8 protein-coding genes are annotated in these 16,743 nt (G+C 40.9%); 2 read left to right on the top strand and 6 right to left on the bottom strand.

The genetic code is table 11. The annotated features are described in order from the left end of the window. Positions 1-67 precede the first annotated feature (67 nt). Both pnp and rpsO read right to left on the bottom strand, forming a co-directional pair. On the bottom strand, positions 68-2,155 hold the full coding sequence (gene pnp, locus OSH00_RS07840) for a polyribonucleotide nucleotidyltransferase (RefSeq protein WP_266130151.1): 2,088 nt from the start codon (positions 2,153-2,155) through the stop codon (positions 68-70). 255 nt (positions 2,156-2,410) lie between these two features. Beyond that, on the bottom strand, positions 2,411-2,680 hold the full coding sequence (rpsO, locus tag OSH00_RS07835) for a 30S ribosomal protein S15 (protein ID WP_004725514.1): 270 nt from the start codon (positions 2,678-2,680) through the stop codon (positions 2,411-2,413). Between the two features lie 387 nt (positions 2,681-3,067). Here rpsO and OSH00_RS07830 point away from each other — a divergent pair, with 387 nt between their 5' ends. Next, positions 3,068-4,366: a serine hydrolase domain-containing protein gene (locus tag OSH00_RS07830; RefSeq protein ID WP_266129971.1), complete on the top strand. Its 1,299-nt coding sequence runs from the start codon at positions 3,068-3,070 to the stop codon at positions 4,364-4,366. Between the two features lie 670 nt (positions 4,367-5,036). Here OSH00_RS07830 and recD read toward each other — a convergent pair. The 3 genes from recD to OSH00_RS07815 form a co-directional block, all read right to left on the bottom strand. Further along, a complete protein-coding gene (gene recD / locus OSH00_RS07825; RefSeq protein ID WP_266129970.1) occupies positions 5,037-6,782 on the bottom strand; it encodes an exodeoxyribonuclease V subunit alpha in 1,746 nt (581 codons plus the stop codon). A gap of 87 nt (positions 6,783-6,869) precedes the next feature. Then, positions 6,870-10,664, bottom strand: coding sequence for a UvrD-helicase domain-containing protein (locus OSH00_RS07820; RefSeq protein WP_266129969.1), 3,795 nt, complete (start codon positions 10,662-10,664; stop codon positions 6,870-6,872). Positions 10,665-10,666: 2 nt separating this feature from the next. Beyond that, complete coding sequence (locus tag OSH00_RS07815; protein ID WP_266129968.1) at positions 10,667-14,395, bottom strand: exodeoxyribonuclease V subunit gamma; 3,729 nt, start codon at positions 14,393-14,395, stop codon at positions 10,667-10,669. A gap of 184 nt (positions 14,396-14,579) precedes the next feature. On the opposite strand from OSH00_RS07815, the gene OSH00_RS07810 reads away from it, so the two are divergent. Continuing rightward, positions 14,580-15,092: a hypothetical protein gene (locus OSH00_RS07810; protein ID WP_266129967.1), complete on the top strand. Its 513-nt coding sequence runs from the start codon at positions 14,580-14,582 to the stop codon at positions 15,090-15,092. 89 nt (positions 15,093-15,181) lie between these two features. On the opposite strand, the gene pap is transcribed toward OSH00_RS07810, so the two are convergent. Continuing rightward, complete coding sequence (gene pap / locus OSH00_RS07805) at positions 15,182-16,600, bottom strand: polyphosphate:AMP phosphotransferase (protein ID WP_196075521.1); 1,419 nt, start codon at positions 16,598-16,600, stop codon at positions 15,182-15,184. Positions 16,601-16,743: the final 143 nt, after the last annotated feature.

Raw genomic sequence — 16,743 nt, 5'->3', positions numbered from 1 at the left:
TGAGCAAGCCAAAGTTGTTACTTTGGCAAAGCGCAAGGCGGACTTTTTTTATTAAATTTTAGCCAGATTATGCTTGGTCTACATCTTTCATGGTCAATTTAATACGACCACGATTGTCTACATCAGCAACCTGAACTTTAACATCTTGGCCTTCACTCAAAATGTCAGTCACATTGGCAACACGTTCATTTGAAATTTGTGAAATGTGAAGCAAACCATCGGTACCAGGCATAATATTGACAAATGCACCGAATTCAACGATACGAATGACTTTACCCGGGTAGATTTTACCTGGTTCAACTTCAGCTGTAAGTGCTTGGATTTTAGCAATCGCGGCTTGAGCAGCTGCTTTAGTTTCACCAAATACACGTACTGTACCGTTGTCTTCAATATCAATTGCAGCTTTGGTTTCTTCAGTAATTTGACGAATTGTCGCACCACCTTTACCGATAACATCACGAATCTTGTCAGGATTGATGTTGATTACCTGGAATGTTGGCGCATGCATTGAAATTTCAGGACGAGCACGTGAAATCACTTGGTTCATTGCATTCAAAATGTGCATACGACCTGCATATGCCTGATTCAATGCAACTTCCATGATTTCTTCAGTGATGCCTTCAATTTTAATGTCCATTTGAAGTGCAGTAATACCGTTCGCAGAACCTGCGACTTTAAAGTCCATATCACCTAAATGGTCTTCATCACCCAAGATGTCAGAAAGTACAGCAAAACGCTCACCTTCTTTTACAAGTCCCATTGCAATACCTGCAACTGGCGCCTTAAGTGGAACACCTGCATCCATAAGTGATAAAGAAGCACCACAAACAGAAGCCATTGAAGATGAACCGTTTGACTCAGTAATGTCAGATACAATGCGAATCACATATGGGAAACGATCTACTGGCGGAAGTACAGCTTGAACACCACGGCGTGCTAAACGACCATGACCAATTTCACGACGTTTAGGGCCCGATTCACGACCTGTTTCACCTACAGAGTATGCAGGGAAGTTATAGTGCAACATGAAGTTGTCAGTTTTTGTACCCGCTAAAGTATCCACCATCAACGCGTCACGTGTATTACCCAAAGTTGTTGTTACCAACGCCTGAGTTTCACCACGTGTAAACAATGCTGAACCATGAGCACGATCCAGCACACCTACCTGTACATCCAATGCACGGACAGTTTTGGTATCTCGACCGTCGATACGTGGTTTACCAGAAAGGATATTGTCACGCACTGTACGGTATTTTAGATCTTCAAAAAGTTCATTTAAGTCGTCAGCGATACCATCCACATCTTCTTCTGGAACAAACTGCGCAACAGCCTCAACTTGTAAAGCATCTAATGCCGCATAACGGTCATGTTTAACCGCAATGGTATATGCTTCAGAAATTTTCGCTTCAAATGCGTCTTTTAATTTTGCACGAAGATCTTCATTTTTAACTGGTGCTACCCATGTAGACTCAGTTGCACCCGCTGCTGCTGCAAACTCTTTGATTGCTTGGATTGCAATTTGCATTTCGTCATGACCGAAAAGCACAGCACCCAGCATTTGGTCTTCTGAAAGCTCTTTCGCTTCAGATTCAACCATCAATACCGCAGATTCTGTACCCGCAACAACAAGATCAAGATCAGATTGAGCAAGTTGTTCCAAGTTCGGGTTAAGTACATATTCACCGTTGATTAAACCCACGCGTGCACCACCGATTGGACCACGGAATGGTGTACCTGCAATGGCTAAAGCTGCTGAAGTACCCAACATGGCTGCGATATCCGCTTCCATTGTTTTATCAGAAGAAACAACCGTAGCAGTGACTTGGATTTCGTTATAGTAACCTTCAGGGAACAATGGACGAATCGGGCGGTCAATAAGACGAGAAATTAAAGTTTCTGACTCTGAAGCACGGCCTTCACGCTTACCATAACCACCTGGGATACGGCCTGCAGCATATTGTTTTTCTTGATAGTTTACTGTTAGTGGGAAGAAGTCTTGTCCCGCTTTAGCAGTAGGTTGTGCAACAACAGCAACCAGTACTGTTACGCCACCCATTGTGATCAGAACAGTGTTTGCTTGACGAGCAACACGACCTGTTTCTAATACAACTTGATGTTGACCATATTGAAATTCTTTACGAATAACATTAAACATTGACATGTATTTTTGTTTCCTAATTTTATTCTAGTGGAGACCCCTAAGGTTTGGCATTCATATCAATTACATAAATGACAAAGCTTAGAAGCCGACCTCACTAGACAATAAATCTTTATTTAGACTAATTTTAAACACGAAGAAGGAGCGAATATTCGCCCCTTCCCTTTTATCCAGTAAATACTGGATAGACTTTAGTTTTCATCAATACAGCATTCAGCATGCAATAATCCGAAAATAAAAGTTTAAATCGAATTAACGACGTAAACCTAAAGCAGCAATCAAATCGCTATAACGAGTAGCATCTTTACCTTTAAGATAGTCAAGAAGCTTACGACGTTGGTTAACCATACGGATCAAACCACGACGGCTGTGATGGTCATGTTTGTGTTCTTTAAAGTGACCTTGCAAATCATTGATTTGAGCAGTCAATAAAGCAACTTGTACTTCTGGTGAACCAGTGTCATTTTCAGCACGAGCGAATTTTGCAACGATCTCTGCGCGATCTGCGTTTGTTAAAGCCATTCGATTTCTCCGAGATGCTTAATTTAAATATTTGATACAAATCAAATTGATTCTTCAAAATCAATTCAACTGCCGTGCATCACTACAGCAGTCGCTTATTTTAAAGGAAGTATGTTGAGATTGCAAAAATATCGTGCATTTCATACCAAGCAATCTTATTCACTGAATATCAATCAGCTGAGATTCCATGAAATCATCTCTTTAACATATTACAAAACAATGATCTTGGCGGAACATGACTGAGCTTTGCCTGCCTTATCAATTGATCCTGACTTGCTTAAAAATATATTGCACTTTTTTTACACAGCACATGGCAATTCGGACACAGACATTTATCTCGACTCAGTTCACACTTGTTCTGAATAAAAATAAGCATGGAAAAAGATTGTGAAGCTATTTTCGACCAATACCTGTTTTGTTCCCAAGGATTTGGGCAGTATCACCAGCAGTAAAAATGAAGTTCATCCTGAACTGGGGGGAATGACAGCAAAACAAGTCGATAAAATCTGGCAGAGTATTGAACACCTTTATCAAACAGGTAATCACCCCCTAATCAGTATGTGTTTAAGACGCAAAGGGCAAATCATGCTGAACCGCAGTTTGGGGCACGCTTCGGGAAACTCGGCAGACGGTCTGGCAAAAAATGCGGTCATTGCCAATCCAGATACACCGATCTGCCTATTTTCGGCCTCTAAAATGATTACCGCAATATTGATTCACATGTTGGATGAGACAGGTGAGATCAACTTATTGGACCCGATCAGTTATTACATTCCTGAATATGCACAAAATGGCAAACGTCGTGCCACAATCTTTCATTTACTGTCGCATCGTGGTGGCATTCCACGCATAGAAATGGAAGTCACACCAGAATTGTTATTTGATAAAGATCAAATTTTGCAGTATCTCTATGCTGCCCAGCCGATTTCGCCTGCAGGCTCACATTTAGCTTATCATGCAGTCACAGCAGGTTATATCCTAGGCGAGTTGATTGAGCGTGTGACTGGACAAGATATCCGTCAATTCTTACACGAACACATTGAAAAACCGATGGATATGCAGTTTTTCAATTATGGTTTAAGACCTGAATATCGTGATCAAGTTGCGCTGAATTATCCGACAGGTGTACACCCTAAACTTGGAACCGATTTATATTTAAACCATGTTTTAGGTGGTGGATTACAACTTGCTGTAGATGTGACCAATGATCCACGCTTTATGGATACGGTCTGCCCTGCTGGCAACATTTATACCAGTGCAGAACAAGCCAATCGATTTTTTGAAATGCTGTTAAATGGTGGCGAATATCAAGGCAAACAAATCATGAGCCCTGAGACCGTTTTCCGGGCAACGCTACCAACATCCACCACCAATATTGATCGAACACTACTGGCACCTATGCGCTATGCATTAGGTCCAATGCTCGGCAGTAATCCTTTGGGTATTTTTGGTCCAATGACAGGACAAGCATTTGGTCATCTTGGATTTTCCAATATCTTATGCTGGGCTGATCCACAACGCGATATTAGTGTCAGTATTTTAAATACAGGAAAAGCGGTCATGGGCACTCATATTCCTGCATTGGCGCAAACACTTTATCAAATTTCCACTAATTGTCCCAAAATCCCGAAAGCACAGCGCCGTGCTTTATTTGGTACAGATCGTACTGAAACAGAATTGGTTTAATATCAGAAAGCTGGATATATGAAAAAGCCCTAAGATTACTCTTAGGGCTTTTCCGTTGCGCTGTAGTTTCTTGTTTAGTTATTGTCGGTATCTTATTTATAATCTTTATTGTGCTCTCGACACTTATTGTTTTATCACTGACATTCATTTTCACGACCATGTGACCAATTATGTCCATATATGACTTATTATGCATGTCAAATATGTAAGACAAAAGTCGTATTTAACTCATCTTTATGTGAGAAATTGCGTACAGAAAAATGACCGTGGTGAGTTTCATAAAAAGCCTTTTAAAATGTGATATATGACAAATTAAATATGAATTTTAAGTATAATTTTTAATCTAAACTAACAAAAATAGAAGATGAACCTATCATGATTTGAAAACTAAATTGGAGATTCCTTGGCAATAAAAAAGCCCTGTAGTCTCTCCCAAAACTACAAGGCTTAGCGGCTGTAAGTTTCCTCTTTTATTACTTACTTTCTTGTAAGTTCGCAGTCTCACGACTTCAAGTTGTTCTTATTTTGCGATTTTACTCAACGATCCTTGCTGAGCTCTTTATGGCTTCATCATCTCAAAAACTGACATGAAGCTCTATGCGCAAATCTCTCGAATTCATGTAAGCAATTTCGTACAATAGGCAAATTATCAACTTAAACTACAAAATAATTATAGCGCATTAACCATCCTAACCAATCCACTGGTACGTGTTGTGGTTATATTCAAAGATTGTACAAATGCGCTTTGATCCACCAATAGACTGACCGCAGACTTGGCTCGTGTAATTGCTGTATAAATCAACTCTTGACTTAACAACCGAGTTGCTGCTGAATCTAAAACCACTGCAGTATGGGTAAATTCCGAGCCTTGCGATTTATGAATCGTCAGTGCAAAAGCAGTCTGCATTGCTTTAGGCAAACGGGTTGCAGGAAACCATTTATCCAAGCTAGGGAAATAGACTTCAAACTGTCCCTGCTGTTGACGGTGTTTCAGACAGATCCCAATATCACCATTAGAGAGCCCCAATTGATAATCATTGTAGGTCATCATCACAGGACGCCCCACATACCAATCTCCTTGTTTGGATAAGGTCGGAATATATTCAAATAAAGCTTTTTCCATTTCAGTATTCAAACTGTTTACCCCCATTACCCCATGACGTATGGCGGTGAGAATCCGGTAACTGTCAAAAGCGTGTATGATCGTCGCAACTTGATCATGGGTTGTGTCGGTATTCAAATAAACCTGAAGGCTTTCAAAATAAATATGGAAACCTAAACTTAATTTATTGTAGTAGCCCGCTAAATCTGACTGTGCAATTTTTTCAGGTAGATACTCAAGCTGGACAACATCTTGCATCTCTGGCACTAAAGCAACTTGTTTAAGTACGCCAGCAGCCACAATCTCTTGTTCAAAGTCTGCTAAAAGTTGCGATGGGGCAATATGCTGACTGCTTTGCATTTGAATAAACTTTGCCATTTTCCCGATCAATGCACCTTCTTTAAAACGTTGGCTGGTCATCAAATTGACCCGATGATCAGATAAAATTTCCATCTGCTGCAAATCAGCAAGGACTGCACCAACATCCACTGAAGCCAATTGATTTGCATCACCTAGCAGGATCAAACGTCCATGTTCAGGAATCGCCTCAAAAAGCATGGTTGCCAAATTTAAATCCAGCATCGAAGCTTCATCGACCACCACAACATCATAAGGCAGCGGTTGCCGTTGATTGAAGCGCGGTGTCTGTTGATAACCTAATCCCAACAGGCGATGCAAGGTCATCGGGTTAAATAAATTTTGACTTAAACCAAAATTTTGTAATTTGGGATCAGACAGGGACTTCTGTAAAGCTTCTCCCATACGTTGTGCAGCTTTTCCTGTAGGCGCTGCCATCGCGATCCGAATATCAGGAGTTGCTTGATGTAATACCGCAATGATTCTTGCCAAGGTATAGGTTTTACCCGTGCCCGGCCCACCCGTAATCATACTCAAGGCGGATTTCGCCACCATAGTCAAAGCGGCTTTTTGATGAGCATCAGTCAAGAGTTCATTAAATGCTGAAACATCCACCTGAGCAATAGATTGCATACTCAGACGTTTAATTTGCTGCGCTAGACGGCTCTCGAGTTGCCAATAACGATAGAGATACAGGTACTCATGATCTAGCACAAACGGCGCAACTGCACTTTCTGTGTGCCCTACCTCAATCATCAGGGGCTTTAATCCTGTTGTATTTTTATCTTTTGCGGAAATACAGCTATCCCCCTGAATGCCCGCCAAAAGTATTTCCTGTGCCAGTTCAAGTGCATATTCATCTAATTTAGAGCCTGTGGAATACTGTGCTAAAACATATTTACTCCATGTCTCGATCCATTGTGGGACTTGGCTTTCTAAATCCTGTTGATTTTCCACACAGTTATCCTCAGAGTTATCTACAAGGTTTTCAACACAGTTATCCACATGACAACCTATTGTTTATACAGTTTTTTAAATAACAATTCACATAATTTGACTGGATTTATCCTCAATAAAATAACCCAATATCGCATCTAGTCTCAAAATGAATTCTGTGGTGGGGCGCCAGAAACAATAGCCTTGTCCGACTTGACCATTCATGCCTCGTAAATACAGATAGGTTGCGCCACCTAAATCCCGCTCAATTTGGTAATCTTGAAGCTGGATTTTTAAATAGCGGTGTAAAGCCACTAAATATAACGATGCCTGTAACCAATAACTAGCATGTGACATACTCTCTTGAACGGCTTCAGAGATATAGTTGTGTTGCTCAACACCCAGAAAATTACTTTTATAATCCGCGATATGATATTGCTGACCATCAAAAAAAACCAAATCAATCGAACCATTGAGATAACGAGCTGAATGAGCATCATTAAATGCAGGCATCTTTATTGCATACTCGTCAAACAACTGATAAATCCGTTGAATTGCCAAAACACGATCTGAGAGCGATAAATAGAATGGAAACTCAGCCAAATGTTGATGAGGTTCAAGCTGTTTTAATTGGAAATCCTTGAGGATTGGTGTGGATAATACCTCAGCCAGCCATTCAGCAACCCAGGTCAGTAACGTTTCTTCAGCATTGGATTGAGCTGGAGCATTCTCCTCCAGTGTCTGATTTGAAAAAGCCAGTCGGTATTTTTCAAGCAACTCCGTCCATAAACTGGAGTAGTCATTTTTAAAACGTCGACGAATTTCAAGATGCCAATATCGTGTATCCTGAAAATCAATATGTTCAAAGATTTCATGCAAGAAATTTCCCGCAATGGTTCCCATTGGAAAATTGGCTTTGATCCATGCAATCGGTTGCTCAGACTGTATTTGCTGAGTAATTGCGATCATCGGGGGTTGGATCTCATCCTCGGCACGCTCTTGTTTTTGTTCAGAAACTGCCAGTGCATCTTGAATCTGTTGTCGCGTTAAATGCTGGGCCAACGCACTAAAACTGGTTTTTCCTCGCGGATAAAAACGCTGTGTTGGAAATATTTGCGCAAGTAATGGTAAATGATTTTCAGACTTAGGTTTTTCCAGTGCGATAGGACGCTCAGTCAATAAGCTTTCCATACAACTGCCGATATGCTGAAAAACATCAGCACCTTGTCCTCGCCAAAATGCCAGTCCTGTAGTCGACTTTTCTTTGACATCACTTAACATGGCATAAACACGATAACTGGCACGGGTCAATGCCACATACCACAAGCGATGATGTTCGGCTAAAGCACGCTCATTATGTTGTTCGATATCTTTTTTATCCAGTAGATTGCTGTCATTCACAGCCACCACACGCTGTTGTTCAGCCTGCCCTGTTTGGCTGTTCAACTGGGCTGCTGTTGAAAAGTTCAAAGTCTTATTGATTTCTTTAAACTCTTTGTCTGCGCCCAGTAAGAAGACAAATTTGAACTCTAGGCCTTTCGACTGGTGAATGGTCATCAGTTGCACGCCTGCCTCATTAGACAGTTTACGTTCCATTTCCCATTCCCGCTCCATCGGTGCAGTCAGCTGTTTCATATACCAATGATAAAGATTCTGTGCACCCTGATACGCTTCACTGTGCTGGCTCAGCAGTTCAGTTAAATGACGTAAATTCACCACCACACGTTCATTATCCCGACTACGTTTTTCCACCAGTTTTTCCCAGACCGCACATTGATTGAGTAGATATTGCCAAGCCGTTAAAAAACCTTGAGTCAGCCACATTTCACGGACCTGATCAAACAACTCAATGTATTCACTTAAACCATCTGCATGCTGTTCTAAAGCAATCAAAGCTTTTAAGTCCAAACCCATCATACGGCTTAATACAGCACGTTTTACTTTTGCTTCATGATAAGGATGCAAAATTGCAGTCAATACAGCACCGACATCACGGGCAATCTGACTTTCAAAAACACTTTTCTTCGAAGGTCGATTGGTGCGAATACCCAGAAACTCTAGAGCAGCTTGTGCCTTATCCAGTCCATCATGGTTTTTCGATAAAATGGCAATATCATTTTCATCTATCGGACGCTGGGCGGATTTCTCCTTAAAAAATAAACTGCCTTGAACACCTCGATTGAGCAAATCACGGATTTTCCACGCCACTTGTTCTGCTTCAAGCTGTTTATCTTCGAGCTTGAGCCATCTTAAGGGTTGAGGATTTATCTGTCCCTGATCCATTAAATCCGGATGTGGCCGATTTCCTGCCTGTACAGGGGTATAGATCACCTGCTCACCAAAATCCATTTGCCTTTGAAATAAGGCATCAACCACTTCAACCAAGGGTTTTACCGAACGGTGGTTATAGATCAAGTTATATTCATTGCCATCCTTGCCAAATACATCCTGATGTGCTTTTAAAAAAGTCAGCATGTCCCCACCACGAAAACCATAAATGGCCTGTTTACGATCACCCACCATGATCATACAGCCCTGTTTGACTCGACTCGGATGCCGCCAAATTTGCGCCAACATATCGTCTTGATCTTGGTTGGTATCCTGAAACTCATCAACCAGAATTAAGGGATACCGTGCATGCACAAAAGTGGCAAAACGTTGTCCTTGTTCGCCTTGTAAAGCTTCTGCAAGTGTTCGAATCTGTTGGGCAAAGGTAGTTTCACCTTTTTGTTGCAATACTTGCGGCAAGCGCTGCTTCACTTCTTGCGCCAAATAATATTTAAGAAAAGTATTGGTTCCGAGTAGCTGATTTTCAAATACTTCGATTTGCCCATAGATATTCAGCAGTTGCTGAACAAGGGGATGTTGATAAAAATCCGACTGTATATTTTCAGGGGTGGCTTTCTTAAAGATCTGTTGTTCACGAAGCACTTTGATCAAAGTGGAAAAATCAGACTTTTCCACTGCCAAACCAGTACTTAGATAATACTTATAACCCTGCAGTTGTGTAGTTTGAATAATGTGTGGCAAACTCTTGGCAAAAATACGATGAAAACGATCACTCCTGAATTTTGTTCCATTACAAAACTTATAATAATCACCATCCAATAAATAATAGGCTTCCAGTGTTTGTAACTGTTCCAATTGGACTTGTGACAGTTGTTCTATTGCCTGCTGAAAAGATTGGGCATCGGCTGTTGAAAATTGAGGCTCAATAAATTTTGCCGATGCAAAACTTAAACTTTGCTCAACTGTTGTTAGGTAGTAGTCGACGCCATGCAGCTCCCCTGCAAACATCAGGCTATCAATAATGTCTTGCGGTTGCTTTTGAATCCAACCCCTTAAAACATCATGAACCAACTGATAAGTATAGCTTTTTGCATCATCAGTAATTTCTGCACGTTCAATCTTGCCACTTTCAAAAGCAAATTCACGTAATAATTTTTGGCTAAAACTGTCTAAAGTCCCCACAAACAATTCATCAAGTTGGTCAATCACCAGTTTCAGACGCTCACAGGCATAAGCCACCTGCGATGCAAATGTTTTTAATAGTTTAGCAAATAAAGGATCTGTTTCCTGTTGGGCTTTGCTTAAGACCTGCGCTTCAGTCAGTTCCCGACATGATTCAAAATAGTGGAAAGTATCTTGTAAACGTGAACGAATCCGACTTTTCAACTCTGCGGCAGCTTTGCGGGTAAACGTGGTCGCAATCACTTGACCCGGTAAGTATTTTTCTAAGAAAATCCGCACCATTAAACTAGACAAGGTATAGGTTTTACCAGTGCCCGCGGAAGCTTCGATCCAATGTAAACCTGCAAAATGCATATCCTCAATGGGCTGAATCGAGACCCGCTTTTGGTGGGTAGGGGGTGTGCTCACGAGGGATAAATTTACGGAAGTCATGCTTATTCCTCCGCAACGGTTTGATGCTGATAAATGGGTTGATACAGATCATGGGCAAATTGATCACAGGCATGTTTGAGCAGTGCAGATGCATCTTGTTCCTGCAAAATAAACTGCCAATCCCGATGCCTTTTGCTCCATTCCATTTCAGTCAGATCATAGGGCAAAAATGCATCACCTTTGTTCCATTCATTGAGAATTATGCTGAAATCTTCAATCACGAAATGTCCAGAGTCCCCAACCATCCAGGTCAATGTTTTATTATTTTCAGCGGGCTTCAACAATAATGCAGCAGGCAGTACCAACGGTTCTGACTGCCCATAAGTAAAGGCTTTAAACCATGCCGATAAATATTGTTTGGCTTGTGCTGAACTTAAGCCTGTATTGATGATTGTCACATCACTGAATATCGCAATCCGTTGCAGAGATTTCGACTGTTCTGCCTCCAGATTTATATAACTCAGCCACAACAGATACTCTAACCAAACTTTAGTACGACGTTTAGCACGACCACTCGAGGCATCTAAACTGACCCAATCTGCGAGCTGCTGTTGAGGTAATGTGATGTTCATGACCAAACCAGATTCAATCCGCCACTGACGTTGTGTTGTCGCAGTCACTTCAGACGCATAACGTTTTAATCGATCTTTTAAACGGTCTTGTTCAGCCAAGCCAATTTGCCACGCACTGAGCTGAACTTTGCCAATCGGTAATTGATGCTGTAAGAGTCTCATATCCTTGAGTGCAGCATCATCTGCAGAATGAAGCACTGCCTTTTGTAAAAAATCTCGGATTTGATAGCGTGCCAAGCCATCCAAAATCAACGGTTCATTCGATGCCGGCATATCATCTGCGCCTAGATTTTCAACGCCCAGAGTTTTTAAATATAATCGTGCAGGGTATGTCATATCTTGAATCCACTGTCCTGCATCCAATACTGTCATATCGTCTTGAACTGATGGATAAGCAGTATTCACCCAAGCATCGCGTTGCGCCAATACCTCAGTTTGACGTATCTGTTGGGCGACTTGAAACCATTGATCCTGATAACGGATGGACTGTTGCGATTCAAAACCACGTGGCTCAAAAGGCTGTAAGGTATGCACATGATATAAAGTTTGAATATGTTCAGGCACTTCAATCCCATCTAATAATACTGTTTGTGCTACAGCCCCGGCAGTCAAATTCTCAGGGGCCGTATCGGATATAGTGACCGATTGCAGATGATCGGCTTGACCAATAAAGGCAATATGATTGATCAACTCCTGTAACACACTCGATGGGTCTCGAACCTCACCATCGCTGACATCAAAACCATTATAAAATAACCAGAGATTTTCTTGTGCCAACAATAAAGCATCTAAAAATGCGCCCTGATCATCATCCAAACGAGAACGATCACCTAGCTGAGGTTTAAGAATATGCATTAAATCAAATGGCACCTGTACATCACGATCTGGGAATTTACCGCTATCCAAATTTAACAGCACGATCAGCTTATAAGGCAGCGGGCGAATTTGTCCGATCTGACTGAACGTAATCTGCCCTGTCGGTAAAGCCTGATCAATTTGCCCCTCGAGTAAGTTTTGAATTTCATTGAGTAAATAAGTCAAAGGCAAATTAATATCTTGGAGAATAGATTGTTCCTGCTCGTCATAAAAACTCGCCAAAGTCAGCATACGTTCTTGCTTTTTAACGATCTCACGTATCGTTTTTAAAGATTCGACACCTGCCTGTTCAAATTCGGCAATATCCTGCATCAGCAATTTCAACCACGCTTCCACATTACATTTTAATGGGGTCCGCTTGCCTAGCTCATGTGCTATCATCCAATCTCTACGATGGTCAAAGTCTTGATAAATCTGTACCAAGGTCGTGATCAGTTCAAAATCACCTGTCAAGACCTGTGCAAAACTCAACACATTTTCAAACAAGCGATGCTCTGGAATTGCGACGCCCAACACCAAACGATCCAATGCAAATTTAAAACTAAAACGAAAATCATCATCGCCTTGGCTCAATGAACACTGTAAATGCTGCGCATCTAACCCCCGTTTAAATCCTGCATTGATCAGCAGTTCAATCATACGTTCTGTATTTGGAATATCTAAACCATAACGTACCTGAGTGGCGGTTAAACTTAACCAATCTGCAAAATCTTCTATGCTAAAACGACTTTCAGTCAGCTGGATGCGCCCCAACACAGCACGCCACGCATTATGGGCATCCAATGCCGTCACGCCTGCAATTTTCACAGGCAAATAAACACTGTCCTGATTCGGTGTATGAGGGAATACACTGCGGATCAATGACTCGATCTGTTTTAAATCTGGAACTAAAACGAGAATATCATTTGGACGGCGAGGTTGATCTAGCGTGCTTTTGGCTAACCAAGCAATCAGTTGATCTCTCAATACTTCAAGTTGTCTTAATGCAGAGTGACATACATGGATCTGGATCGAATCATCCATTTGTGCAATTGGATAAGCATGTGCTTCTGGCTCAACCAGATACAGGATATCTGACTGGAGTTTAGTTAATAAATTAATCGGTTCTTCATCGACAAAAGCATCTACCCATTGTCCTTCTTCTCCAGAAGATAAATTGGAGAGAATCGAAAAATGATCACGCGCCTGTTTGCCGAAACGTGTCAATAAAGGATGACGTGATTCGCGGATTTCAGCATTGAAATTTAAGGTAAACTCATCAAAAAACTTTTGAATATCTGCATCAGTTGCATTGGGATTTTTGCCAATAAAGCGTTCTTTTACTCTTAAATCGTATTGTTTTTTCCAATTTGGATCGACACTGTCTGCCCAATATTCTTGTGATGGGTTGTAATGTAAGATCACCACATCCAAGTATTGTCCAAGTCGTCTCAAAAACTGTAATTGGCTGGGTGGCAAATCCAATAAGGTAAAAACAATCAGTTGACTTGGCAATTTTTTTAAAGCTTGGGAATGTTGTTGATCATCGTCCAAGACACGCCAAAAATCAGCATCAATACTTTGCATTTCAATAAAATCATCATGAAATGTATGTTGCCATAACCAACGTTGCCAATTTTCCAGTTCTTGTGCCTGATTCAGTGTAAAGGCTGAAATCTGTTGATTGGTCTTAAAAAATTGCTGCTCTAAATTTAATGCTTCTCCACGCCCCCATTGTGCCAACCAATTACTTGGACACTGACACGCCTGATTCTGTGGACAACCCCCTACACAATCAGCACGGTATAACATATAGTGGCTAAACAGTTTTGAAACTTGCTCAGACACCCAATACAACATATTTTGCTTTTTGAGCTGTTTGTCCAAGCCTTGCTCTAATTGTGAAGCAGCATCATAGATCCGTTGAACAATAGAATGCAGTGGATGATCCTCAGCCAGACTATTTTCATCATGTTCAATAAAGCTTTTTAAAGTCTGATAAATCCGCCACTTCATAATTAGTCGTGGAATATTTGCCTTACGCACTTTATCTTTATCATCAAGCACCTGCTGATAAGCAAACCATTGAAATCCACGAATACGCTGATGAAATTGGTTATTGGCGCTAATGCCCTGTTGTTCTGCAATACGTTGACTCAACCATTCCTGTACTGCTGCACTAGGGACAATAAAATGTTGCGTTTGCAAAACTGCAAAAGGATTTTTGGATGGCCGAATGGTATTTTGCAAAAGCCCTTGCACCAAGACATCAATGCGTTGGCTTTGAATCACATGTATTGCCATAATTCCTCAACTATCAATATTCTATTGTCTATGTTCATGCACAAAACATAAACATTCGCCACTATACAACAACAATATACTATGGCATTTTTAAAACATTATTTGGAAATAACTTCACAATTTCAAGCTCAAACATGAGTTTCCAGAAATATGACAAAAAGCTTGAAACATAGGTATTTGATTTATGAAAATTGATAAAATTCCAGACTCGATTGATCCTACCTTGAATCTAGAACAGATTCGTGAAGAATGCTTGGAACTGGTTAAAAAGCGTTCTTATGTTTCTGCCGGTGCAGCTGTAGTACCCGTGCCTTTTTTTGATGTGGTCATTGATGTCGGTATGTTGTCTTTCCTCATCCCTGAAATCAATGCACGTTTTGGTTTAGCACCAGATCAAATCAGCATTTATGATCCTGCCACCAAGAAAATCCATTGGAATGAACTCCGTAAACGTGGTTTTGAGTTTTCAGGTTTAGTCGTGGCACGTACTGCTGTTAAAGCATCCTTCAACAACATGGCTGCAAAAATCATCACCAAACAAGTGACCAAATTCATTCCGTTAGGTGGTTCAATTATTGCTGCAAGTTTAGGCTATATTGTCATGAAAAAAGTAGCTGAAACGCATGTTGATGAATGTTATAAGCTCGCAAAAGGCATTCAGCAAAAACAACAGGCCAGTGTGGTTAAATATTCTTAGTCTAAAAATATAAAAGCAAATAAAGCGGGCTTAATCCCGCTTTATATCAATCAGCCAAAGAAGAATAGTTTACTCAATCAACAGCCGTTTTAGTCCGCTTTTAACTGTTTGAGAATAGCCTTCAATACCTGAATCCGCGCTGAATATTTGTCATTGGTTGCCACAATATGCCAGGGCGCGTATTCAGTATCAGTTCGTTCAAACATATCTGCTGCCGCATTTAAATATTCATCCCAATGCCCACGATTTCGCCAATCTTCAGGCGTAATTTTAAAACGCTTGTGCGGTGTTTGCTCACGTGCTTTAAAACGGGCTTCCTGTTCTTCCTTGCTTATCGCCAACCAGAACTTGACCAACACCGTCTGGTTGTCAACCAAATCCTTTTCAAACCGATTGATTTCGTCGTATGCACGTTGCCACTCAGCTGGCTTGGCAAATCCTTCAATTCGTTCAACCAATACCCGCCCATACCACGTTCGATCAAAAATACTGATTTTTTCTTCTGGTTGCAGCTTAGTCCAAAAACGCCATAAATAGGGTCGGCGTAATTCGTATTGTTCAGGCGCTGCGATGGTATAAATTTCATATTCACGGGGATCAAGATTTTTGACAATGCGTTTGATTGCCCCACCTTTGCCCGCTGCATCCATACCTTCAAAGGTGATCACGACATTTCTTGAATCGTTACGCAGGGCTTCAGATACTTTTTTGGTGAGTTTTTTTAATTCATCTTTGTACTGGTCTTTATCTAACTCATCTGTTGCAGGTTGCTGCAAGGCTTCAGGAACAGCAGCCTGTTTCCATTTCGTTCTGACACTTGTTTTATGCTTCGGTAACTTTTTCAATGCCTGTAAAACATACTGCGCAAACTGTTGATCTCGCGCAACAGCATCATCACAGTCAATCACATACCAATCATCGGTAAAACGTTGTCGCAGCTTTTGTACAGTATCGTATTGTTTTTTATTGCGCCAATCCAAACCCATCAGTTTATGCCAACGCTGCTCCGATGAATCCATCGAATCCAAACGTTTTTGCAAGCTTTTCCATGGCAAATCAAACCAAACTTTAATCACATCGACATGATTGTTTTTAAGGTCCTGTTCAAAAGTACGCATATTTTCAACATAGGTATCAAACATGGTTTCATCTAAAGGTTTTGACACATGCATGGCAGTTGACAGTAAGTCACTGTACCAATTTCCAAAAAAAATCTGGATCTGTCCTTCAGAGGGAATATGACGGGCATAAGGTTGCCAAAAACTTTGTTTTGTCGTGAATAAACACGGTGGATCTGCTTTGACACGTAAATAACGAGGATCAACCCATTCACGTAATTGTTTAACCGCTTCGCCTTTCCCCGCCAACTCAATTCCACTGACTAGAATGACTAAACTTTTTGCATTGTTTTTGTCTTTTGAGTTTTTTAAGGCATACTGCGCTTCGATCAAATCAACGGATAATTCTTCTTCATCACGCAACGCAAACGGTAATTGTTGTTCGATCATCTGCTTCTCTACTTATCTGAAGGTCTTTTCGAGTATACCCATTCCCCCACAGTGGCGTTATATATTTTCTGTACAAAAACACAAGGTTTTGTCTATTTAAAACTCCACTGACCATATTTCTTGATTGTTTTTTCACTTTTGTC

This window comes from Acinetobacter nematophilus, assembly GCF_026344175.1.
GTDB lineage: Bacteria > Pseudomonadota > Gammaproteobacteria > Pseudomonadales > Moraxellaceae > Acinetobacter > Acinetobacter nematophilus.
The sequence above is the reverse complement of the archived record's forward strand: the minus strand, read 5'-3'. Positions and strand labels throughout refer to the sequence as shown.

Coding starts and splice junctions, on each gene's coding strand:
- pnp (WP_266130151.1), bottom strand. CDS start 2,155: ATGTTTAATGTTATTCGTAAAGAATTTCAATATGGTCAACATCAAGTT.
- rpsO (WP_004725514.1), bottom strand. CDS start 2,680: ATGGCTTTAACAAACGCAGATCGCGCAGAGATCGTTGCAAAATTCGCT.
- OSH00_RS07820 (WP_266129969.1), bottom strand. CDS start 10,664: ATGACTTCCGTAAATTTATCCCTCGTGAGCACACCCCCTACCCACCAA.
- OSH00_RS07815 (WP_266129968.1), bottom strand. CDS start 14,395: ATGGCAATACATGTGATTCAAAGCCAACGCATTGATGTCTTGGTGCAA.
- OSH00_RS07810 (WP_266129967.1), top strand. CDS start 14,580: ATGAAAATTGATAAAATTCCAGACTCGATTGATCCTACCTTGAATCTA.
- pap (WP_196075521.1), bottom strand. CDS start 16,600: ATGATCGAACAACAATTACCGTTTGCGTTGCGTGATGAAGAAGAATTA.